The sequence below is a fragment of the Streptomyces sp. WZ-12 genome (assembly GCF_028898845.1).
Lineage (GTDB): Bacteria > Actinomycetota > Actinomycetes > Streptomycetales > Streptomycetaceae > Streptomyces.
In genome coordinates, this window is the sequence record NZ_CP118574.1 from 4,324,970 (window position 1) to 4,346,746 (window position 21,777).

Consider the following 21,777-nt stretch of genomic DNA (forward strand, 5'->3'; position numbering starts at 1 on the left):
GCTGCGTCATCGAATGACGCAGATGACGCAGGATGACGCAGGGACCGTCGTCTGCGTCATGGCTGTAGCCGCAGGTCAGGGGCCGTTTTTCGGCCCGCATGACGCAGATGACGCAGCGTCTTCCCTCTTAGGACAAAAGAGGGGGTGCCTGTTGTAGTTCGGTGCGCCTCACAGCGTGAAGAAGGAGCCGCTGCGCGGCACGACCATCAGGCGGCGGCGAGCCGCCGAACAGCAAGAGGAGCACGCCTGGCCGGTGGTGCTCCTCTTGCTTGTCCAGACGATGGCGTGGTCGCGGTCAGAGCATCGGCCTCTGCTCATGCGGGGGCGAGGTGGGCCGGCGGGCCATTTCGAGGTAGCGGCCTTCGCTGGTGCGGCCCGTGTCGATGAGCAGACCGCGAGCCGCAAGGGTCGGCTGGAGACGCTTGAGGCGGTCGGAGAGGACTTTGCCCGTGGTCGGCCAGCCCTTAGGCAGGGGGCGCAGTTCGTCGCCGCTGTAGAGGCGGTTGAGGAGGTGCAGCCACTCGGTGGAGGTCATGCGCTGCTCTGCGCCCGCTTCGATGCTGTCAGCGTGCTTCAGCACCGTCTGCGCAAGGAGATCGCCCTCGATGACGTCGTCGTTGAGGTCATCCAGGCTGGCCCGGTAGGCGCTCAGCGCTCCCAGGCCGGTTGCCGCGTCGAGCTGCGCGCACAGGTGCGCGAAGTCGGCCATCCGCAGGTCGGTGGGGGTCTCCGCCTCAGCGGCGCGGACCTGGACCGTGAGGTCCAGGAGAGACCCGAGCACGACCGGCAGCACCTCCGCGTAGTCCGCCCACAGTTCCGCCTCGGTCCGCCGGACGGGCGGGCGTTCCAGCCGCAGCGGCAGGAGCCGTTCGGCGAGGTCGGGCCGGATGACGCCCACGTCGATGCCGGTCAGGAGCAGGGGGCGGCGGTAGCCGACGCGGAACACGTCTCCGTCGGTGAACAGGGCGCGCTTGACGTTCTCGGCGCCGGTGACGATGCAGCACATGGCGTCGGACAGGTCCGGGGTCATGTGGGAGAGGTTGTCCAGGGCAGTGATCCATCCGGCGGCCACCGCCGCGAGGAGGTTCTCCTCGTCCTTCGGAGCGCGGCGCAGGTCTCCGCTCATGCCCTCGATGATCCTGATGAGCATGCGGCCCCCGGAGGACTTGCCCGCGCCCTGCGGCCCGGTGAGGAACGGGGCGGGGACGGGCACGGACGGCCCAAGGCAGCCGATCAGCCAGGCGATGGCCAAGCACTCGGTCTCGGCGTTGGCGAAGTTGCACAGCCTCATGAGGAGGTCGATGCCCTTGCCGTCGGTGTCCTTGGCCGGCAGGGGGAGTTCGCCGGTGAGCTGGGTGCGCCGCCAGCAGACCTCGCGCGGGTCGGGGATGGCGATGTCCCAGCCGGTGGGGTGGATGCGGACCGACTGCCCGTCATCGCGGCCCAGGTCCAGCCACGTCGCTCCGTCGAACCCGGGGGCGACGCGGATGTGGACGGGCTGCACGTCCTCGGTCAGCGCGAGCGCCTCGATCAAGTCCAACGCCTCCTTCAGGGCGGTCCCGTTGAACACGCCGCACCCGTCCTTGAACAGGCCGACCATGAGTTCCTGACGGTGGCTGCCCGTCGTGCCCTGGGAGCGGATCGGACGGGCCACAGGATGGCCGTTCTTCTGCGCGTACACGGTTCCGTCGGCGGTCCGGAAGTACCGGAAGTGCGCTTGCGCGTAGTCGGTGATGATCTCGCGGGCCGGAGTCTTCTCTTCCTCGGACATCACACCTCACAGCCCCAGCGCGGCGCGGGCGTTGGTCCACGCGTCGGTGCAGTGCCGGGGCGACTCACCCTTGGCGTGCGCGGCGGCGAACAGACGCGCGATGTGCGCGTCGGTGAGGCAGCCGCACCGGCCATGGGCGGACAGGACAGCGAGGAACGTCCGGTAGACGGTGGTGTGGACCGCGCTGGGGGCGTCGGTGATGCGCTGCTCGGCCATGGCGATGCCACGGTCCAGGTAGGCGGGGCTGCGGTGACGGCACTCACCGCCCCCGGCGAGCGCGGGCACGGTGACGACAGACTGTGCAGGCAGGACAGCGGAGGGCTTCTTCATGACGAGCGCGCGCACGGCGCCGGGCAGATCGGTCATGGTGCCGGTTCCGGGACCCAGCCACCGCGCGTAGGACATGAGCGACTTGATGTCGACGTCGGGCCGCACCGCGTTCGCGGACTGCATCGCACCCCGGTAGATCCAGTGCTCGCCCCGCGTCGTCTGCACCGTGCGGGTGGCGGGCAGGGCCTCACGGGCCCATGCGACGGCTGCCGCGTCGTCCAGGTCGACCACCGTCAGCCCCGCCCCACCGGGGTGGTAGGCGACGGCCGCCGCCTCACGCCACGCGGACGCCCATGCCGGCGAGGTGAGGACGCGGGGGTCGGTGGTGGCGGCGGCCCAGGCATGGCACGGCCGGGGGCACTGGCAGGGGCCGGCGGCTTTCATGTGCGGCCGGTCCCCGCACGCGCTCTTCGTGCAGGCTCGGCAGTTGCCGAACGGTAGCTTGCCTTCCCGCAGGGGAAGCGCCGGCACGCCGGCCGCCGCGAGGTCCAACGCGGTCCACAGGTGGCCCTCTACCGGATGATCTCCAGTGCGGGGGCCTCGGGCCTTGCAGTCAGATGTCATGCTGTAGGTCTCCTGTTCTGCTACGTCGGGATACGGAGACCGAGGGCGGCGGGCTGTCCTTGTCCGGGAGCCGCCGCCCTCGGCATAGCTAGAAGGGCGGTTCGTCGCTGTAGCCGCCGGGCGGGGTCCGCCGCAGCGCGCGGGGCAGGCGCGGCAGCGGCAGCAAGACCCACCGCCGGTTCTCGTTCCAGCAGGTGCAGGGCTCCCACTCAGTGCCGGCGTACTCGCCGTTGTGGTCGCCATAGTCGTGAGCGGTGCCACCGTCGCCCTGGCAGTCGGGGCAGTCGGGGCGGGGCGTGTCGGTCAGGGCCAGCGCCCGCCGGGTCCAGCCGACGACCTTGAAACGGAGTCGGAGCATGGGTGATTGGTCTCCTGTCAGCCGTTGAAGTGGTTGCGCTTGAAGACGGCCTTGCGGATGTGGAACGTGGTCCCGCTCTTGGCGTCGTTGGGCTTGAAGATCTGGACCGCGACGAACCCGCCGAAGCAGACGGCGGCGAAGGTGATGAGCTGTGTGATCAGCGTGGTCAGCGCCGCGATGAACGTGGTCAGCAGGAACAGCCCGCCGCACACCGCGCCGAACCCGATGCCCCCGAGAGCGATGTTCACCGCCGCGCGGGAGACCGGCGGCTTGGCCACGGCCTGTTCGGGCTTGGTGGGTTCGAGGGCGTAGCCGGTGACGACGCGGCCGTCGGGCAGCGCGATGCTCGCCACGGCCGGGAAGGCGTCCGGCTGGATGGGGACGAGCGGTGCCGGCGTCATGGCGACGGGGGTGATGGGGGTGGGCTGGTGGACTTCCACGGCCCACTCGGCAGGCGGGCGGCGGGCGTGCTCGGGGTACATGCGGAATCCCTTCCGGCGCAGGGCCAGGGAGGCAGCGGCGCCCCCTGCCGGGGGCGCTGTGGAGGGGGTTTCGGGCGTCCTGACCTGCGCGCCTCCCTGACTCCCTGAACGATCATTTGCGCAGGTCAGGTCCAGGGAGGTGGGTCAGGGAGGCGGTCAGGGAGTTCTCCCTGCCTCCCTGACCCGTCGGCGGTGCGCTCCCTGTCATCCAGCGGTGGAAGCGGAACCGTCTCCGTCGCGGTTGGCGAGGGCGCGGGCGATGCGGTCGCGGGCGACGACCATGACGCCGTCGGACTTGTACGGCTCCGCGTCGGCGGCGTCCAGGACGCGCTTGAGGTCGATGAACGACCAGCCGCCGTAGGCGTTCGTGTTCCGCGTGGCGAGCCGCGCCAGCACGTCCTTTGTCCGCACGCGGGGCGCGTCGCCGACCACGGCGGCAATGTCGGCGAGCGCGTCGTGCTCTTCTTCTCGCGCGATGGCGTGCAGGGTGGTGACGCCATCGCGCAGGGCCTTGGCCCGGTTGGTGAGGTTCTCGGCGCCGTCGTCGTCGATGTAGTGCGTGCGCACTGTGATGGAGGACTGTCCGGCCGGGATGGTGATGCCGTCGGAGGCGACGACCAGGGTTCCCCGGTCCAGCCCCGGACGCAGCAGGTTCGGTGCCGCGCCTCCGTCAACGGCCTTGTCCCCCAGGGCCATGCGGGCTTGCGACTCGGTGCCCAGGGCGAGGGAGGCGCGGGTGTGGGCGCCCTCGCGGACGAGCTTGGGCAGGTTCTCGTTGGTCGGGTCCTGGGTGCCCTGCCACATCAGGACGTTCACGGCTCGCCCCTGGTTGTGGATCTTCCGGACGGCCATGAAGTACCGGGAGTTGGCCTTCGACCCGCCGTACGGGCGCTTTTCGGCGTCCTTGGCCGGGCACATGAACGCCACCTGCGCTTCGTCGACCAGCACGATCAGCGGCGGGAACACGGTGCCGGGCGGCGCCTGGATGCGGCGGTTCATCTCGTCCACCGCGCCCTCGACCATCTCGGTCACCTGGATCACGTGCTCATCCGTCGGCCCCTGAATCAGGGTCGTGGCGAGCCCGTCGAACATGTTCCAGTCGCCCACGCCCTTGAGGTCACCCATGAGGAACTGCACCGACCGGTCCAGCGCCAGCCACAGGGCCAGGGAGCGCAAGGCGACGGTCTTGCCCTGGTTGGACAGGCCCGTGATGAGCAGGTGGCGCTGATACAGGCTCAGCGCGGCCGCGTCCCCGCGCAGATCCTGACCCCAGGGGGCGCGACCCTTGGCGTAGTCGGCGGTCAGCGTGTCGTCGGTGACCAGCGGAGAGGGGCCGATCGGTTCATCGAGCGCACCGGAGTCGGCGACCCAGAGCCGGACCGTGCGGGCTGCGGTCGGGATGGTGATGAACACTTCGTGCTCGTGCCGGCTCAGGTTCTCCGCGAGCTTGCGGCGGCGCTGTTGCACCTCGTTCGTCGACACTCCGGAGGGCAGGGTGACGTCGACTTCGACGCCGCACCCGGCGATGGTGATCGGGCCGAGCATCGAGGCGCCGGAGTCGCCCATCTCCTTGATGGCGTTGCGTAGCGCGGGCACCCCGAGGTCCCGCAGGGCCTTGACCACGATCGACGGGGTGATCGGCTCACCCTCGTTGGAGCGGACGTTGGCGGGCAGCGCCCACTGCGGTGCGGCCTGTTGATGCTGGCCCACCGCCCATAGCCCCAGCAGGGCGAACAGCGGCCCGAGGGTGATCACGTAGGGCCACACCACCTGGACGATGGTGATCATCAAGGCGATGAAGTCGATCACCGCCTTGATGGGGGTGATGACGTCGGTGACGTCCTTGTTGGCGATCGCGAGGACGATCCCGAGGGCGACCAGGCCACCGACGCCCATGCAGGTGCCGACCAGGACGCTCTTGGCAGCGTCGACCGGGGAGTGAAGAAGGTCCATGCGGCGGCGGTGACGGGCCTCGCGGAAGCGCTGCCCGCGCTCCTCCCACTCGGCCGCCGCCTCGATGTTCCCCGCGGCTTCAGCCGTGCGCATGTAGCGCTCGTAGCGGGCGGCAGTGCGACCGTCCCACGCCCGGCGCGCCACGATGCGCGTGCCACCGGCGACGTACAGGGAGTGCCGGGCCACCCCACGGGCGGCCGTGCGCGTCTTCTCGTGCGTGACGGCGGTCTTGAGGGCACGGCCGGAGCGGACCCACAGCGGGACCGGGGGTGCGGCGGGCTGGTCGAGGACCACGGTCAGCGTGGTCACGGGGGCCGGTTCGCGGTCGGGGTCGGGGGTGGGGTCTTTGTGCAGGCGAACGACGTTGCTGCTCACGACAGGATCTCCTGAACTGCCCTGATCAGGGCGGGAGGTGTGCGGGAGCGGCGCGGGGCTCAACCCATCACGTGGGGAGCCCCGCGCCGCAGGAAGGCAGCGCGGGGGCTAGCGCTGGCCGCTGACCTTGCGCAGCTCGTGCGTGTGGCACAGCAAGGGACCGATCAGCAGGCCAGCGCCGTGGACGGTCCAGCGGCCGTCGGTGAGCGGACCCGGCGGGACTTCATCGATGACCCGGCCGCGTCGGCCCACGGCGCGGGGGTCGTCCTCACAGGCGACGATGTGCACGATGTCTCCGGCCTGGAACATGCTCACCACCACCCCGAGGACTTCTTCGCCGCGCGGTCAGCGGCGGCCTCGTTGACCACGCGCTGCCGCTCGGTGTTCAAGGCGGCGAGTTCGCTGACGAGCCGGGTCTCGGCACTCGTCCAAGCGGTGTCCAGCTTGCGTTCAGCGCGGCCGGAGCCGTTGCCCCGGTGCGTGCTGTAGGAGCCGGAGGCAAGGGCGCCCAGCACGGCACGGCGCTCACGCCCCTCCAGCGGCCACAACTCGCGGTTGCGGACGGCTTCGAGCTTGCGGGTGATCTGCTGTATCGCCTTGTCCAGGCGACGGGTGTCGGGCTTGCCCATCAGGCACTCCTCACAGCGCGGGAGGGATCAGGGAAGGCGCAGGGCACGCAGGCGCCCAGCGAGGGAGGGATCACGTAGCCCGCTTCAGCGCGGCACTGCGGGCAGATGCGGCGGGCGCGATTGGCCTTGGCCAGCGCCGCCCACCGGGCGGGCGTCATCGGGCGGACCGGCTTGGCCAAGTCGACCCGGTAGAGGTAGGCGACCAGCGGGGGCCGGCGGCGTCGCGGCCGTTCGAGCTGCGCCACCACCGGCTGCCCACCGGGCCGCAGGCCACGGGCGCGCAGTTGGCGGCGCGTGGCGTAGCCGTCCGGAGCAAGGCGCCACCGGAACACCGGCAGCGCGCCCATCAGGCGGCCACGCGCTTCCACGCGGCACGCAAGCGAACCTCGGAAGCGGAGTGCCCGGCCGCCCGGAACCGCGCGGACATCTCGCGATAGGACAGGGGCGGGGTCCGGCTGGTGCGAATCTCCTCCACCAGCACGTCGAGCGCGTCATCCGAGTCGGTGGCGACTGCCTCCAGGGCGGGCACCCGCACCGGCTCGCTAGGGCCCCACACGGGAAGCTCCCAACGCGGTGTGACGCCCGGCGTGACGGGGGTCGTCACGCTGGTCAGCGCCTTGCCGGTCTCCTCGCCCGCCCGCGCCGTCTCCAGCGTCGACCACGCCTTGGAAAGCGTCACGGCGGTCGCGGCCTGGACGCGTGCGACGCGTGCCCCGGCACCCGTCACGGCCGTCAACCGAGTCTCCTCCGTAGCCGCATCGGCCCGGAGTCGAGCCCGTGCCACGGCCGCCTCATCCCGGGCCTCCTGCTGGATCCCCCGGATCGACTCCAGCGCCCTCGGAGTCAGGGCCGTGCGCTCCCACAGCCCATGGACGAGCCACAGGGCCTTGGCAGCAAGGGGGAGCCAGGAGACCGCCAGCCACGCAGCGGACGACGAGCTGGTGAGCGCGTGGGCGACCAGGACGCCAGTCGCCACCGCGCCGAACGCCCAGCCGACGACCGTGACGGGCGTGGAGTGGTCGCCCTGCGCGGCAAGCCGCCGCTCGTAGGCGAGGGTGGCCAGCCAACCGCCGTCGATGCCGAGACCAACGACCAGCGCGACCATCCACGGCACGGCCGTGCCCAGCCACATCACCACCACGGCCAAGGTGAGCACCATCGACACCGCCGTCATCGCCACGGCGGGCAGGACCGTCTTGCCTTTCACGCTGCTGCCCCCGTTCCCGCTCGCTGGTCGCGGGCGGCCCGGATGAACGGCACCGTGCGGGTCAGCGCGTCGGCGTACAGGGCGTCCCACCCGGCGACCTCGTCACCGGCGTCCGCCGACTCCCGCAGGTCCCGCAGCACCTCGCGAGCCACGTCCCGGCGAGCGCGCCGCTCCTCGGCCGTCTCCTGCTCCAGCGGGCCACGGAACAGGTCGACGTCGATGCCGAGGGCCAGTTCCACGAACTCGTTCTCGTCTGCGGCTTCTTGACCGGCGACGAAAGTGCGCATGCGCATGGTGGATCTCTCCTTGTCAGGTACGTCGGGATGGCGCGGGGCGGTCTGCTGTCCTTGTCCGGGAGTGCGACCGCCCCACGAAGAATCAGAGGTCAGACGGTGGCGATGACCAGCGCGGCGACCAGCAGCCACAGGTGGTGGAAGGACTGGTCTGTTAACTGCACTATCTGGTTGATCTGGTCGCCCCGGGGGCGGTGTTTGGTGAGCATGCTGGGATGCACGAGACTCCTTCGCTTCATCGCGATCTGATTGACGGGCGGGTACGGCTGCCGCAGGTCGGCGCCGTGATCGTAGGTACGACGCCGTCGCTGCCGTGGCTGGTGGTGGACGCCGCCGACCGTGAGATCGAGCCGGTCAGCGCCTACCTGCGGGACCGGATGCTCGGCGACGCCAGTACGGCGACCTGTCGGAGCTACGGCTATGACCTGCTGCGCTGGCACCGCGTGCTTTGGGCCCTGGATGTGGGGTGGGAACAGGTCACCGAAGCCGAGACCGCCGCCCTGGTTGGTTGGCTGAGGCACGCCCGCAACCCTCAACGTCAACGGCGACGCCCCGGCAGCCACCCGGCCGGATCCGTGAACCCGAAGACGGGCAAGCCCACCCTGCGGGCCGGATACGCGCCGTCGACGATCGCCCATAACCTGACGGTGGTCCACGGCTTCTACGCCTTTCACCAGCCGTTCGGCCGTGGTCCGTTGGTCAACCCGGTCCCGGAGAGCGCGGCTCGACGAGCCGCGCTTGCCCACCGGTCGCCGTTGGAGGTCCGCCAGCAGCACCGACGGGCCCGGCTGCGTCCGAAGGTGCCTGTCCGGCATCCGCGGTCCATCCCGGATGACCAGTGGGACGAGCTGTTCACGCAGATGAAGTGCGTTCGGGACAAGGCCCTGTTGTCGAACTACCTCGCCTCCGCGTCCCGGGCGTCCGAGCTGTTGGGGGTCGGCCTCGGTGACATCGACTGGACCAAGGGCCAGCTCTGGGTAATCTCCAAGGGCACCCGGGCCCGGCAGCCGGTCCCGACCTCCCCAGAGGGCTTGGCCTACCTGGCCGCTTACCTGGAAGAGGACGGACTGCCGCCGGAGGGGACACCGGTCTGGCGGACCCGCCGTGGCGAGCCCCGCCCGCTCACCTACTGGGCGGCCCGCCGCATCTTCCAGCGGGCCTGCGAGGTACTCGGGGCGAACTGGACCCTGCACGACCTGCGACACACGGCCGCGAAGCGGATGGCCCGCGATCCGGAGCTGAAGCTGCACGAAGTACAGACGATCTTGCGCCACGCACATATCAGCACCACCGAGCTCTACACGGCGGTCGGCCTGGACGACCTGCTGGACAAGCTCGGGGCCTACTACGCCCGGCCGGTTCAGCCGGTTTCGTGGCCGACCCAGTACGCGGCGGACGACATCGAGGCGGCGTTCGGTGCCGGGCAGTAAGGTCGGGAACAGCATGCGGCTGAAGGGCCCGACGACCAATCGGGTCCGCCGCCATCAGGCCGAGGGGCCTGTCCCGGACGGCAAGTTCACACCGACCGCGATCCTGCCGGCCCCGCCTCCGCCACCGTCCAGGCCGCCACGCTCGCTGGGCGACTTCGACACGGCGCCGATAGAGGAGATCGTCGACGTCGCGGCTGACCACTTCTCGGAGTCCGAGGCCCTGAAGTGGGTTCAACGGGGTTCCATGCGGGCCTTCCTCAGCTACCTCGCCACGTTCCCGGGAGAGACGTGGCAGGAGCGGTGGGAAGCCTCCGGGCATGACGAGGGGCGGCCGGTCGGGGACGCCGCGGGCGACGACGCCCCACTGCGCAGGAAGCTGAACTGCGCGGCTGGGCAGTCCTTCGCCCTGCGGCTGGTGCGTCCCACCCTGCTGGGCTTCCGCTCCAACCGCTTCTCCAACTACTCGCCCTGGTTCCGTGGGGTCGCCCAAGACCCTTTGCTGGAGGCGTTCTGCCGACGCGCCGACCAGTTGCCGCTCAGCCAGGCCCGCCGGACCCGGACCAAGTTCGATGTCTGCTGCGCGTTGACCGTCTTCGGCATCGATCTGAAGGACCTGACCCCAGAGGCCCTGCTGCACTACGCCGTCGAGTCCCGCAAGCACGAGCTGGCCGGAGAAAAGACCAGCTTCGCCGGCACTCTGGCCTGGCCGATCCTGCACGAGATGGGCCACTTCCCCGCGTCGGCACCCCGCAGCCTGCGCGGTGCCGTCACCCGCGGCCAGGTCCCCGTCGAAGAGGCCGTGGACCGCCACCAACTCCACAACGGCGCGATGAGGGACCTGCTGGTCGAGTACATCCGCCGCCGCTCCGCGGGCTTGGACTACTCGACCCTGCGGCAGCTGACGAATCTGCTGGTCCGGGTCTTCTGGAAGCAGATCGAGAAGATCAACCCTGGCCAGAAGGACTTGAAGCTGTCGGAGGAGACGTTCACGCAGTGGAAGGAATGGCTGATGGTGCTGCCCGACGGCAAGCCACGGCTTGACGTCGACGGGCCGATGATGGCCGTCCGCGCGCTCTACCTCGACCTGCAAAGCTGGGCTGCCGCCGAGCCGGAGCGCTGGGCGAAGTGGGTCGCTCCCTGCCCGATCCGCGACGCCGACCTGCGATGGTTCCAGGTCCGCAGACGCAGACTGCAAGAGCGTATGGCCAACCGCACCCGCGATCGCCAGCCTCTCCTGCCGATCCTGTCGAAGCACGTCAACGACAAGTGGCACCGCCTGCGGACCCTTCTGGACGCGGCCCTGATGGTCGAGCTCGGTGAGGAATTCACCGCCGAGGGTGCCACTTGGCTTCGGGTCTCTACCAAGGACCAACGGCACAACCGCCCGCCGGTCCGCGCGGTCAACCGTGTCTCGGGTGAACTGGTCCATCTCTCCCGGGACGAGGGCCTTGCCTTCTGGCAGTGGGCCGTCGTCGAGACTTTGCGACTGGCGGGCCTGCGGGCCGAAGAACTGACCGAGCTGACGCATCTCAGCGTCCGGCAATACCAACGGCCCAACGGTGAAGTCGTGGCTCTGCTCGTCGTCACCCCGTCCAAGAGCGACCGCGAACGGATCATCCCCATGCCCGCCGAGCTCTTCCACGTCATCGCCCAGGTCATCCGCCGCCACCGCAATGAGCACGGAACCGTCCCGGTCTGCGTCCGCTATGACCCGCACGAAAAGACCTGGAGCGACCCACTGCCCTACCTGTTCCAGAGCTTCCACGGAGGCACACAGCGAGGCATGTCCAGCACCACCCTCTGGCGCGTGATCGGAAGAGCCTGCGACGAACTCGCCCTCACCCACCCGCAGTTCAAGGACGTACGGTTCGCGCCCCACGACTTCCGCAGGCTCTTCGCCACCGAATTGGTCAACAACGGCCTGCCGATCCATATCGGCGCGGCCTTGCTCGGGCATCTCGATATCCGGACCACCCGTGGCTACGTCGCGGTCTTCGACGAGGACGTGATCAGCAACTACCACCAGTTCCTCGCCCGGCGCCGGGCCGAACGGCCCGAGGAGGAATACCGTCGGCCCAGCCCCGAGGAATGGACGGAGTTCGAGGAGCACTTCGACAAGCGGCGAGTCGAACTCGGCTCCTGCGGCCGGCCCTACGGGACACCCTGCGCTCACGAGCACGCCTGCATCCGCTGCCCGATGCTCTCGATCAACCCGAAGATGATCCCGCGGCTCGATGAACTGGAGCAGGATCTCCTCACCCGACGCGAGCGGGCGACCGCCGAGGGCTGGCAGGGTGAGATCGAAGGACTCGACCTCACCCTCACCTTCCTGCGGAGCAAACGCGAGCAGGCGCGACGCTTCCAGCGCAAGGGTCCTGTCTCGCTCGGGCTTCCCGCTGTTCCTCATCAAGGGCCCCAGGTCACAGACGGGTGATCAGCAGCGCGGAGACGAGCAGTGCTCCGGAGTGCAGGGCCTGATCTGCCAAATACATTCCATTGAGTCCAGCCGCGCGGAGCGCGGCGAACTTCGTCGCGCCGGTGTGCTCCAGGATCCAGCGCACCGGCCAGCGGCGTTCCAAGAACGCGTGGGTCCCTGCCGAGAAGGCGAACCCGGCAGCCAACCCGGCCCAGGAAAGATGGAGCGCTGGACCGGCTTCGGCTGGCCGTGCTGGCCTGGGAGACCGCCCACCCCGACGAGATCGCCCCGGCTGAACAACGTCGGCCATGGGATGACTCGGTCTGCCAGACCGTCAGCCTGCAAAAAATCTTGGTACATGAGGTCACGCGGCGCGGTGCCTAAAGCCACTACCTCCGATTGGTCCTTCTGTTGGAGATCGGAGCAGGCGTTGTCAGAGTTGGAGATCGCCGCGATCGTTACGGTTGCGGGGTATGTGATGCATCTGTTGCGTACATGGGTACGAGTGCGTGGCCGCGTCCAGGTGGAACGGCTCCGGGGCACCGTGCGGCGTGATGTGGTGCGGACCCTGCCTGCGGGCAGCCGGATCATCGAGAAGCCAGAAGGTACGACGACTATCGAGGTTGGCCCCAGCTACCAGGGAAGGGAAAAGAGGGCTGAGCATGTGGGTGAATGACTGGCCGCGCCAGGCCGCCTGCAAGACCTCGAACCCTGGCGAGCTGTACATCGGCGAACTGGAGCTGACTCCTGACAAAGCAGTCTGCACCGGCTGTTCCGTGCGCATGGAATGCCTTGCCGACGCTCTCGACAACCGCGTCACGTCCGGCGTGTGGGGTGGGATGACGGAGCGGGAGCGCCGAAACTTGCTCCATAGACGACGCACGGTGACGTCGTGGGCCAACCTGCTTAGGCACGCACGGCTGGAGTACGAGCGTTCTGTCGGTGAGCGCCCGGGGCCCGACTTCGATGAAGACTTTGAGATGTTGTTCCGCGAGTGGTTCGTTCGGTTGGTGGGTTTCCTCATCAGAGGTGGTGCCCGACAGCCGGACGCGGAGGACTCCGTCCAATCCGCCTTCGTCGAACTCGCAGGCGTGTGGGACTCGGTGAGCGAGCGGACCGCCTGGCTGCGCACGGTGGCCTATCGCAAGTGGAAGCGCATGCTGCACAAAACCCGCAAAGACGAGCTGGTCTTCTGCCTACCGGAGGATCCTGCGAAGGACGCTACCAATGATGTTGTCGGCCAGTCTCAGATCATTCAGCTGCTGCGCCAGTTGCCGCCAATGCAGCAGGCTGTGATGGCATTCGAGTTCGACGGATGCAGCCCGGCCGAAACTGCAGAGGTGATGGGGGTACCAGCTGTGAACGTACGGCAGAACCTGCGTCGAGCTCGCTCTAATCTGGCCCAACTGATCAAGAAAAACGGGATGTTGTGACATGACTGCGTCCGAGCCTGAGTACACGCCCGAGATGGATCGATTCGTGCGGGAAGGTCTAGCCGAGTTCCAGGATGCTCTCACCGCATCGATCGATCTCAACAGGAAGCTCGTAGAGGTCACCGACGAGGTCGCGAGGGTGAGCTCCACCACCCCGCCAGCCGTAGATGCATCGGCGTCAGGCATCGAGGAAGGATCAAAGGAGAGCAGCACGCTGGCCAACGCCGTTTCGGATCGATCTTGCCAGTTCTGACCAGCTAATTCGTGGTCGTGCGCGAGTGCATCATCACGCTAGCGCACGACGCGTCCGGCAACCGAGTTGGTGCAGAGAAGGTCAAGCGCGTACGCGCCGGTGCCGATGTGCGGGTTGTCGTCGTGGCCGGCGCGCGGGGCACCGAGCCGGTAGAACTCGCCCTTGCCGGTCACCTTGGCCAGCCACGCGAGCGTGGTGCGCCGGTCGGCCCACCAGTGCGTGACGGCGTCGACGATGAGCCCGGCGACGATGCCGAGAACCGACAGGTGCAACCCCAGCAGCGCGGCGGCCGGGATGAGGACGGCGAGCTTGGTGAGTGTCAGGGTGGCGACGTGCCGGGCGTCCGCGAGGCGGCCGACCCAACCGGGACGGCCCTTGTGTGCGGACTGGTGCGAGGTCTGCACCCAGTGGTCACCCACGCTGTGGGCGACGTACAGGGCGATGAAGACAGCGGCGAACGTGGCAGCGTGCACGGTGGCGGACTCCTGTCCGAGTGAAGGGGTGGACGGCGCGGGGCGGGTGCTAGCTGATCTGGACGTAGCCGCTGGTGACCCGGCGGCGGACGTTCAGGTGCGAGGCGCCCGTGATGCGCGCGCAGCCCGAGGTGGCGTTGACCGTGAGGCGGCCGGTGGCCTGCTCCGTCGCGGCCATGCGGACGTTGCCGGAGGTGAGGTTCAGCCGGGCGGCATGGCCGCTGTAGGCGCCGATGCCGAGGTTGCCGGAGGTCAGGTTGGCGTCCAGCGGGCCGGTGACCTCGTTGACGATGACGCTGCCGCTGGTAGCCGTGACGTCCAAGTCGCCGACGCGGTCAGCGATCAGAGAGCCGGAGGTGCCGTCGTACTCAAGCCGCGCCAGCGTGCCCGTGATGACGGTGTCGGCGGTGTGCGTGCTGATCAGCGCCACCGACTTGGCAGGCAGGTGGACTTCGGCGGTGATCGGGGTGACCGCGTCGCCGGCCGGGCCGGTGGCGGTGACCTCGCGGCCGTTGATGAAGACCTTGCCGCCGCCGTTGCCGGAGACGTAGACGTTGCCGCCCACGATCTGCACGCCGCTGCCGCCGGAGAACGTCATAGTGCTGCCACCCATGCGGATGGTGGTGCTGCCGCTCACGCCACCGGCCGCGTCCGGGACACGGACCCTGAGGTTCTGCCCGTTCAGGCTCACTGCGGTGTCGCGGATCGCATCGGCCGACGGACCCGAGGTGGCGTTGGTCTTCAGCACCACTCGCGCCTGCATCAGCGTCGGATCGACGGCGACGCGGATGCTGCCCGCGTTCATCGCCAGGTCCAGGGCGATCGGGCCGATGGCGTCCACAGGGATCGTGCGCTCGGTCATCGAAAGAACTCCTGACTGCGTCGGGATAGAGAGACCAGGCACGGCGGGCTGTCCTTGTCCGGGAGTGCCGCCGCACTGGGAATGAGGGCCGACACCGCAAGAAGCGGTCGCCCGATCACCCCGGCAGGGAGTCGAACCCTGCCTACGACCATCGGGGCGGTGATGCGGTGTCTCCTTCGGGAGCGAGCTCCCGTTTCAGGCATATGGAGACGTGACCTTTCGGTCTAAGCCCTCCCGGATGCAAAGGGCCCGGGGTCCCTCGCCCCCGCCAAAGCGGGGCCTCATGACCCCGCCGAAGCGGAGCCCATTGCTGTGCAGGTCACGCATCCGTGCAGCCCAAAGAAGGGCCTCCGGGCCGCCTCCGCGTTTCCTTGGTGGCGACGTGTCCAACATAGGCAACCTGCTTAAGCAGGTCAAGATGGTTGGCAAGGCCGCTCAGGTTGGGCAGGTGGGTAGCATGGGGGTATGAGCCTCGACCCGAACGACGACCGCCCGCCGTACTTGCAGGTCAGCAGCGTGCTTCGCGCGGAAATCCTCACGAAGAAGTTCGAGCCCGGGAAGCAGTTGCCTTCAGGACCCGAGTTGGCCAAGCGATTCGAAGTGGCCCGTGGAACGGTGACCCGAGCACTCGACATGCTCAGGGACGAAGGGCTGATCGTGACCCGCAAGGGGTCCGGCTCCTTCGTGCGCGAGCGCACAGAACGGCCGGTCGGCCTCCGGCCGCACCTGGAAATGGCGTTCGCTGACCCTCACGTCACGGTCGACTTCGCCGGATTCAGCAGCGAGACGCTGCACAGCGCTATGCAGGAACCTCTCGACAAGATCCGGGCTGGTCGGCTCCGGCCCGAGTCGATTGAGGTCCGGCTTCTTCTGCCGGACACCACGGCGCCGATGGCCGTGCCGACACTGGTCGACGGGCTTGCAGATGATCCTGCGCTGCGCGATAGGGCCCGGGACATCGCGCTGACGAACGCGGCCGGCATCCGGCACTCGGTCGAGGTGCTGGCTGAGCTCGGGCTGGTCGAGAAGGCATCGGTGAACGTGAAGGTCTACCGAGCCACGTCCCTGTTCAAGCTCTACATCCTCAACCGCCGCGACGTGTTCTTCGGCTTCTATCCGCTGCGTGACCGCACGATGGAGGTGGCGGGCGAGTCGCGCACCTTCTACGACGTCACCGGCAAGGACGCCTCGCTGTTCCACCACGCGGCAGGCCCCGACGGCGAGTCCATGGGATCGCAGTACGTCCAGCAGGCCACAAGGTGGTTCGAGAGCATCTGGAACACCATCGCGTTCGAGCGTGAAGCATGAGCGGCGCGACCCCGGAGGAACTGGCCTCCGTCCTCGCTCCCGCACGGCACGTGCTCCTCGACTTCGACGGTCCCGTGTGCTCGGTTTTCGCGGGCTTCCCGGCGGCTGATGTCGCACGGCGTCTGGTCGAGCTGTTGTCGGGGCCCGATGGGCCGCCCCCAGGGCATGAGGAGTCCGACCCCCTGGCGATGCTTCGTCGGATCGCTGACGAGCGGGAAGACCTGGTCTCCGCCGCTGACGAGACCTTGGCTCAGTTGGAGGTGGAAGCCGTCGACAGGGCGCGGCCTACACCGGGGGGCTCGGACTTCCTTGAGGCGTGTGCAGCGAGCGGGCGCTCGGTCTGGATGGTCAGCAACAACGCCACCGTCGCCATTGAGCGCTACCTGAGCGCCCACGGGCTTGACCGGCTTGTTGCCGGCCAGTTCGGCAGGGTAAACGGTGAGCCGAAGTCCATGAAACCGTCTCCCCGGCTCCTCTCCGCAGCCATGGCGGCGGCCGAGGCGAAACCGGGCGACTGCATCTTCATTGGTGATGCGGTGCGCGACGTCGAGGCAGCCCACGCTGCCGGCATGGAGGCGATCGGGTACGCGAACAAGCCCGGCAAAGACGCGGCACTGGCCGAGGCTGGAGCCGTGGCGGTGGTTACTTCTATGGGAGACCTCGCACGGGCGGTTATGAACAGGGCCGGATAGCCCGGGACTCTTTGGCTCTCTGCCTCGACTGCCCCGGGCCCGTTCAGCGCCGTTCGTTGTCCTGGTCCTTGTCCAGTGCACTGACGGACGCCACCGTTCACCGCCGTACGCCCGCCCCGTCGGACCTGCCGCCCGAACCCCCACGGACGCCCCCGAACGACCGTGCGGACAGTTGGAAAGCGTGTTGGGGGCAACCCCTCACGAGTTCGAATCTCGTATCCTCCGCCAGTGCTCTCACCGGGCACGATGTCGAAGGGCCCCACCGTTCGCGGTGGGGCCCTTCGACGTTCGTGGTCTCAGTTTTGGTCTCAGTTGCACGGAGCGGACAGCCGTGGACTTTCACGGTCAGGCTTCGACTGCTCTCTGCCAACGATCAGATCACCAGGGTCGTGATCATCGACCTCATCGAGACCAAGATCCTCCTGAGCGGCCAACATGAGGCTCCGCGCAACGTGCGGGCCGCACCAGCCCCAAGTCGACTCCTTGAACCGGCCAGCAGAGAGATCGATCACACTCCACGGCTTCTACACCGCCCCCCGGACACGAGCAAGGACACCCCCAACTGATGGCAGTGGAGCCTGTCGGACACCTCAGCTGTGGGCTGAAATGCAGAGCAGGGTCGTCGGGACCGTGCAGCGCCGTAAGCCTCTCAAACCCGACCAGCTCCTGTCGGTGGCACTTCCCACAACATCAAGTCCGCCAAACTGGAGGTCTGAGCCGCGGCGAAGGGCATCAGGGAACGCGAGTTCCAGTACCTGATGATCCAGTGGCTCCTCCCGATGGGCTGGGACTTCACAGCGGGCAGGTCGCTGTCGCGTGAGACGACGCAGACGATGGTCGTCGGTCAGCTGCGGGACCCCACCGTCCGGCTCACCCCAGGCGTGATCGATGGATTCGACGCGGACGCGATGGTCGAGGAGATCGTCGGCACGGTCAACGCCGTCAAAGGCGGCCTGGTACGAGCCAACGCGCAGGTAATGAACCTGCCGCGCGAGCATAAGGAGTTCAGGGACACCGACGGCGTGTGGCACGCTTTGAAGGTCATCGACTTTGAGCAGCCGACCGCCAACACGCTGGTCGTGTCGGTCGAGGTGACCATAACCGTCCCCGGCAAGACCTCCCGCAGGTTCGACCTCGTGTACTGGGTCAACAGTCTGCCCCTGGTGAGGGTCGAGGCGAAGTCCCTTACCGCGAAGTCCGGTTGGGCCGACGCCGCCCGCGAGATTAACGGCCGGAAGGGGCTCATCTGGCACCACCAAGGCAGCGGGAAGACGCTGCTGATGGTGTTCGCCGCCTCGCTGCTACTGGCTGACACTCGCCCCGAGTCGCCCACCATCATCCTGCTCTCAGACCGAACAGATCTCGTGCGGCAGACCTCCGGGGTGTCACCTCCGCCCTGGGGACGCCTACTTCCGCAAGCCTGCCCACCAGCAAGGAGTTGCCTCCCTGCTGGCCGACGACGTGCGCGGCGTCATCTCCACGACCGTCCACAAGTTCGCCGATGCCGGCAATAACCTGTCGCCCCGGGGCAACATCATCGTGCTGGCCGACGGGGCACACCGCACTCAGTCCTCCAAAGAGGAATCCCTGGCCGGGCAGATGCGTGCAGCGTTGCCGCACGCGAAGTTCTTCTCCCCGGTGGTGCACCGGGGAGAAGCAACGATCTCAGCGAGCTACGGTGATGCGAGGCAGTGCCTTGTTGCGCTCCGGCCCTACAGCCAGACCAACACGGCCCTCGATCCGACGGACATCCTGAAGCGGCGTGTCGTCCTTGAGCGGAATGACGTAAGCGGTAGTCCAGTCCAGCGTCTTGCTCACGTCCCTGGCATGCTGGACAAACCGCGTGGCGATGCCGACGGTGGTGGAGCCGACATAGAGAATTCGGTCCGACCAACTACAGACAACGTAGACAGCATTACCTGCTGTGGAAGCAGACGTTGGGCCGAACGGGATTGGCCCGAAAGGCCCGTCGCTGTGAAGCCAATCACCGGCATACGCCGCGAGAGACGCAAGCTTTCCTGGGGTCACGAAGCGACCTCGGCAGCGTCCGCGTCCTCCCACGCCTCGACCGCCTCATCGGGATTGTCGAGATACTCGGTTACCCACCTATCGTCCCGCTGAGCCTTCACGCGGCCTCCCCTCCGATTACGCCGCTCCCAGATGCGACCCCAGAAATCGAGGTCGGCACCTGCGGTGTCGAGGGTGCCCTTCCATTCGTTGACGTGGCTAAGGTCGATGCCGACTGTCTCGACGTGGTCTGTTCCGTCTGGTGCCTTGACGCCTCGCAAAGCAGTCATGGCCTCTTCGAGCTGACGCACAGCGGCTCCGAGAGCAGCAGCAGCATCTCGTAGAGCATCGTCAGGGGTGTCCATAGAGGCGGGCCTGCTCGGCGACCCGGCCTTCGGGAACGTCGAACGCAGGTATACGTCGCTGAGGGTTTGATCCTGGGCGCGATCCTCCGTGAGGCGGATACTGCCGTCTTCGTTCACAGCCCGAAGTGCGGAACGACCATCGTTTTGGTCGACGACGGCTCGGTGCAATTGATGAATTCCCAGGCGCGACGTGAGCATGGTGTCGATGACCTCGCCCGGACGGCGCCGGTCATCGACGTTCGGGTTGTTACTGGTTCCTCGGTCAGCCCACAACGACAACGTGGCGATGAGCGGATACGTAGCTCGGGCAGCAAGTTCGAGACGAGCCTGGCCGGGCGCTCCCGCCGGATCGTCGTCGAACTCGTTGAGGGCATCGGCTAGTACAGCATCAGCGTCGCGGTGGGTGGGCTTGAAGTGGTTGTCGCGCACCGAGACGAACCCGTGCTGCATGTAACGACGCACCCGGTCAGGGCTGCCTCCTTCGCCGCCCACGGACCTCACAATCAGAGCCACCGCAAGCTTCACCCGGACATTCTTTGTAATGCGCTTGCGGGTCGACTGACGGGTGACAGCGTCACGGATCGCGTCACGGCCAGCCTGGTCGTTACTGGTGAACAAGGCGATGATCTCGGCTGCCCGGATAGCCGGGTCAGTCGGCAGATGGGCCGTCTTGGCCTGAGAACGGCTGATGGCGCCAGCCAACCACTTACGGCGCAGAGGGGTGAGGATCCCCCGATCCTCCATCACGGTCAGTGCCTCGTCCGCAAGTGACTCAAGCTCCGGCCCCTCACCCCACTCCTTCGGTGCGTCGACATGCCGGAGTGCTACGAGCGACTTGACCGCGGAGGAGAACCGGTCGGGTCCTCCAGGCAGGGGCCGATAGCCGACGAGAATAAGCGCTGGCATGGTCTCGCAACGCAGCGCTTCGGACTGCTTGACTGTTGGCCCCTGCTCGAACGCTGTGTTCAGCTCCTTGATGCGGCCCCTCATGAACGTGTCGGACTCGGCCTTCACGACGACGTCAACGCTGTTGCCGTCTCCAAGGAGGTCGTGGGCCGCAGTAGTGCGGGACGATCCCTCGGCAGTGGTCATAGCCCAGAGGTCAGGGCTTACTTCACCGGTGTGCCTGTAACGGTTGGCGACAAGCCATACCTCAGTCAGCACGCCCTGGTTGCGGATCGAGTATCGCCAGTCGTTCGCGTCGAGCACAGCGCGGGCAGCGAGGGCCGAGGCCCACGCCATGTGCTCGGCTGATTCGATCTCGACTTCGAGGTGTGGCGTGATGCCGTTACTGGTGGGGTCGTCAACGGGCGCGAACCGGGACTCTTCGTCCGTCCCCGGTTCGATCGCAATGGGATGGCGGCGGGCGTCGCCGATGCGGGGGTTGCGGATGTCGGGCAGTGTGCGGCGGGTCCACACGCGCGCCCGAACAGCGAGGAGGGTGCCCCCCGTGATGGCCAGAGCTGTCGGAGTCTCAATCGACCGACGGAGTTCGGCCGGGTCCACTACGGCGTTGGCGACGCACGCGGCCGCATCTGGCGCCAGATCGAACGTGTCGATGAGCTTCTCAGCCGCCTTGCGGCGGGCAGCGATCGGAGCTAGTTCGGGGAGCTTGTCCACCGGTCGCGGAGGTACATGATCGTGCGGGGCGGCCGTCTCTTCAAAGATCGCAGTCATGTTCTATCGCCCTCCTGGGCGTAGTTGGGCACGCCAAAAGAGGACCGAACAGTGAAATTACTGATCGTCCCGCCCGCTCCCGGAGTGCCACACCAGTGTGGTCCGTGCCCGGGAGGTCGGACGACTCAAGCCGTCAGGCGCATCCCCTCCGACTCTTCTGGGGCAAGCCTCAGCGTGGTCTTCGGCGGCAACGCGGCACTCGGCATGGTCTGCGGCGTGAGAAAGCATGCCTCCACGTTGCCTACCCCAGGAGGACCCTGAAGCGACCATGCTCCGCTCCACGCGTCGCAGGCGGCAACGACAGTAGCATGTAAGAGTCAACTCACCGCGGGAACAATCCAGTTGGCCTGCACCAGAGGCGCACCCCAGCACACGATTCGCCGCGGAGGCCCCAGAGCGCTGCGCCCCACCTCGAACAGCACCTCAACTAGCCACGCCCGATGGGAGGCCTGGGGCCGCCAGACACCAATCACGGACGCAATTTCCAGCCCCACTAGTTACAGCCCTGCATTAGACGGCGAGGGAGAGCAGTGTGCCTGACAAAAACAATGACCAGTTCGCGCGCATCATGCGGCGACCCTCAGAGGAACTTCCAGATCATGCCGTCCAGTTGAAGCAGGAGGTCCGGCAGGGCCGAGTGGCTTCTCAAGCAAGAAGGGGAATATCAGACGCTGTTGTCGTTCCGATCTTGAGGGGTGTGCGTCGAACGGGAGTCTCGATCGGGTGATCGACGTTGGCTTCGGGTATGGGAACAGGGCCTCTTGGTAGCTCGGGGTTACGAAGCCAACCGAGATCCAGGAGACCTGTTGCCGCAGTTGTACGTGCTCGCGCCGGTGGAGTTCAACTCCGTTGCCCCGTCGTGTGATTGTGTCGCGCACCGGTTCGGAATCGCAGCCGAC

General features: G+C 67.7%; 23 protein-coding genes and 1 pseudogene. 8 read left to right on the top strand and 16 right to left on the bottom strand.

Features of this window, described 5'->3' with window-relative positions:
• Window positions 1-295: 295 nt before the first annotated feature.
• From PV796_RS18405 to PV796_RS18455, 11 genes are all read right to left on the bottom strand, one after another.
• Window positions 296-1,771 (bottom strand): ATP-binding protein, encoded by a 1,476-nt coding sequence (locus PV796_RS18405; RefSeq protein ID WP_274914402.1) that lies wholly within the window; start codon window positions 1,769-1,771, stop codon window positions 296-298.
• A gap of 6 nt (window positions 1,772-1,777) precedes the next feature.
• Window positions 1,778-2,665: a bifunctional DNA primase/polymerase gene (locus tag PV796_RS18410; RefSeq protein WP_274914403.1), complete on the bottom strand. Its 888-nt coding sequence runs from the start codon at window positions 2,663-2,665 to the stop codon at window positions 1,778-1,780.
• An 88-nt stretch (window positions 2,666-2,753) separates the two neighbouring features.
• Entirely contained in the window at window positions 2,754-3,023 is a 270-nt protein-coding gene (locus PV796_RS18415; RefSeq protein WP_274914404.1) for a hypothetical protein, read from the bottom strand.
• Window positions 3,024-3,040: 17 nt separating this feature from the next.
• Entirely contained in the window at window positions 3,041-3,505 is a 465-nt protein-coding gene (locus PV796_RS18420; RefSeq protein ID WP_274914405.1) for a hypothetical protein, read from the bottom strand.
• A gap of 204 nt (window positions 3,506-3,709) precedes the next feature.
• A complete protein-coding gene (locus tag PV796_RS18425; protein WP_274914406.1) occupies window positions 3,710-5,833 on the bottom strand; it encodes an FtsK/SpoIIIE domain-containing protein in 2,124 nt (707 codons plus the stop codon).
• Window positions 5,834-5,941: 108 nt separating this feature from the next.
• On the bottom strand, window positions 5,942-6,142 hold the full coding sequence (locus PV796_RS18430) for a hypothetical protein (RefSeq protein WP_055584022.1): 201 nt from the start codon (window positions 6,140-6,142) through the stop codon (window positions 5,942-5,944).
• Between the two features lie 2 nt (window positions 6,143-6,144).
• Window positions 6,145-6,462 (bottom strand): hypothetical protein, encoded by a 318-nt coding sequence (locus PV796_RS18435; protein ID WP_055584015.1) that lies wholly within the window; start codon window positions 6,460-6,462, stop codon window positions 6,145-6,147.
• Window positions 6,462-6,809, bottom strand: a complete 348-nt coding sequence (locus PV796_RS18440) for an RRQRL motif-containing zinc-binding protein (protein ID WP_274919107.1) — start codon at window positions 6,807-6,809, stop codon at window positions 6,462-6,464. The genes PV796_RS18435 and PV796_RS18440 overlap by 1 nt, the downstream gene beginning before the upstream one ends.
• Window positions 6,809-7,669, bottom strand: coding sequence for a protein spdB (locus tag PV796_RS18445; protein WP_274914407.1), 861 nt, complete (start codon window positions 7,667-7,669; stop codon window positions 6,809-6,811). The genes PV796_RS18440 and PV796_RS18445 overlap by 1 nt, the downstream gene beginning before the upstream one ends.
• Window positions 7,666-7,956 (bottom strand): hypothetical protein, encoded by a 291-nt coding sequence (locus PV796_RS18450; RefSeq protein WP_274919108.1) that lies wholly within the window; start codon window positions 7,954-7,956, stop codon window positions 7,666-7,668. The genes PV796_RS18445 and PV796_RS18450 overlap by 4 nt, the downstream gene beginning before the upstream one ends.
• 98 nt (window positions 7,957-8,054) lie before the next feature.
• Window positions 8,055-8,183: a hypothetical protein gene (locus PV796_RS18455; protein WP_274914408.1), complete on the bottom strand. Its 129-nt coding sequence runs from the start codon at window positions 8,181-8,183 to the stop codon at window positions 8,055-8,057.
• Here PV796_RS18455 and PV796_RS18460 point away from each other — a divergent pair.
• Window positions 8,178-9,392, top strand: a complete 1,215-nt coding sequence (locus PV796_RS18460) for a tyrosine-type recombinase/integrase (RefSeq protein ID WP_342456919.1) — start codon at window positions 8,178-8,180, stop codon at window positions 9,390-9,392. The two genes, PV796_RS18455 and PV796_RS18460, sit on opposite strands and share 6 nt — an antisense overlap.
• Before the next feature lie 13 nt (window positions 9,393-9,405).
• Entirely contained in the window at window positions 9,406-11,826 is a 2,421-nt protein-coding gene (locus tag PV796_RS18465; protein WP_274914409.1) for a tyrosine-type recombinase/integrase, read from the top strand.
• On the opposite strand, the gene PV796_RS18470 is transcribed toward PV796_RS18465, so the two are convergent.
• Entirely contained in the window at window positions 11,813-12,013 is a 201-nt protein-coding gene (locus PV796_RS18470; RefSeq protein WP_274914410.1) for a hypothetical protein, read from the bottom strand. The genes PV796_RS18465 and PV796_RS18470 overlap by 14 nt on opposite strands.
• Window positions 12,014-12,470: 457 nt before the next feature.
• On the opposite strand from PV796_RS18470, the gene PV796_RS42385 reads away from it, so the two are divergent.
• Together PV796_RS42385 and PV796_RS18485 are read left to right on the top strand one after the other, a co-directional pair.
• Window positions 12,471-13,241 carry a sigma-70 family RNA polymerase sigma factor gene (locus PV796_RS42385; RefSeq protein ID WP_446750604.1) on the top strand — a complete coding sequence of 257 codons (771 nt, stop codon included), beginning with the start codon at window positions 12,471-12,473 and terminating at the stop codon, window positions 13,239-13,241.
• Between the two features lies 1 nt (window position 13,242).
• Window positions 13,243-13,494, top strand: a complete 252-nt coding sequence (locus PV796_RS18485) for a hypothetical protein (protein ID WP_274914411.1) — start codon at window positions 13,243-13,245, stop codon at window positions 13,492-13,494.
• A gap of 38 nt (window positions 13,495-13,532) precedes the next feature.
• On the opposite strand, the gene PV796_RS18490 is transcribed toward PV796_RS18485, so the two are convergent.
• Both PV796_RS18490 and PV796_RS18495 read right to left on the bottom strand, forming a co-directional pair.
• On the bottom strand, window positions 13,533-13,967 hold the full coding sequence (locus PV796_RS18490) for a transcriptional regulator (RefSeq protein WP_274914412.1): 435 nt from the start codon (window positions 13,965-13,967) through the stop codon (window positions 13,533-13,535).
• A 49-nt stretch (window positions 13,968-14,016) separates the two neighbouring features.
• Entirely contained in the window at window positions 14,017-14,829 is an 813-nt protein-coding gene (locus PV796_RS18495) for a DUF4097 family beta strand repeat-containing protein (RefSeq protein WP_274914413.1), read from the bottom strand.
• A 465-nt stretch (window positions 14,830-15,294) separates the two neighbouring features.
• Here PV796_RS18495 and PV796_RS18500 point away from each other — a divergent pair, with 465 nt between their 5' ends.
• From PV796_RS18500 to PV796_RS18515, 4 genes and pseudogenes are all read left to right on the top strand, one after another.
• Window positions 15,295-16,137 carry a GntR family transcriptional regulator gene (locus PV796_RS18500; RefSeq protein WP_274914414.1) on the top strand — a complete coding sequence of 281 codons (843 nt, stop codon included), beginning with the start codon at window positions 15,295-15,297 and terminating at the stop codon, window positions 16,135-16,137.
• Window positions 16,134-16,829 carry an HAD family hydrolase gene (locus PV796_RS18505; protein WP_274914415.1) on the top strand — a complete coding sequence of 232 codons (696 nt, stop codon included), beginning with the start codon at window positions 16,134-16,136 and terminating at the stop codon, window positions 16,827-16,829. The genes PV796_RS18500 and PV796_RS18505 overlap by 4 nt, the downstream gene beginning before the upstream one ends.
• Window positions 16,830-17,587: 758 nt before the next feature.
• Window positions 17,588-18,343, top strand: a complete 756-nt coding sequence (locus PV796_RS18510) for a type I restriction endonuclease (RefSeq protein ID WP_274914416.1) — start codon at window positions 17,588-17,590, stop codon at window positions 18,341-18,343.
• Window positions 18,291-18,401: pseudogene (locus PV796_RS18515) on the top strand (hypothetical protein); the annotation flags it as partial. The gene PV796_RS18510 and the pseudogene PV796_RS18515, both read left to right, overlap by 53 nt.
• Before the next feature lie 93 nt (window positions 18,402-18,494).
• Here the strand turns inward: PV796_RS18515 and PV796_RS18520 are convergent.
• Window positions 18,495-18,647, bottom strand: coding sequence for a hypothetical protein (locus tag PV796_RS18520; RefSeq protein WP_274919406.1), 153 nt, complete (start codon window positions 18,645-18,647; stop codon window positions 18,495-18,497).
• Window positions 18,648-18,853: 206 nt separating this feature from the next.
• Window positions 18,854-20,878, bottom strand: coding sequence for a hypothetical protein (locus PV796_RS18525; protein ID WP_274914417.1), 2,025 nt, complete (start codon window positions 20,876-20,878; stop codon window positions 18,854-18,856).
• Window positions 20,879-21,777 lie beyond the last annotated feature (899 nt).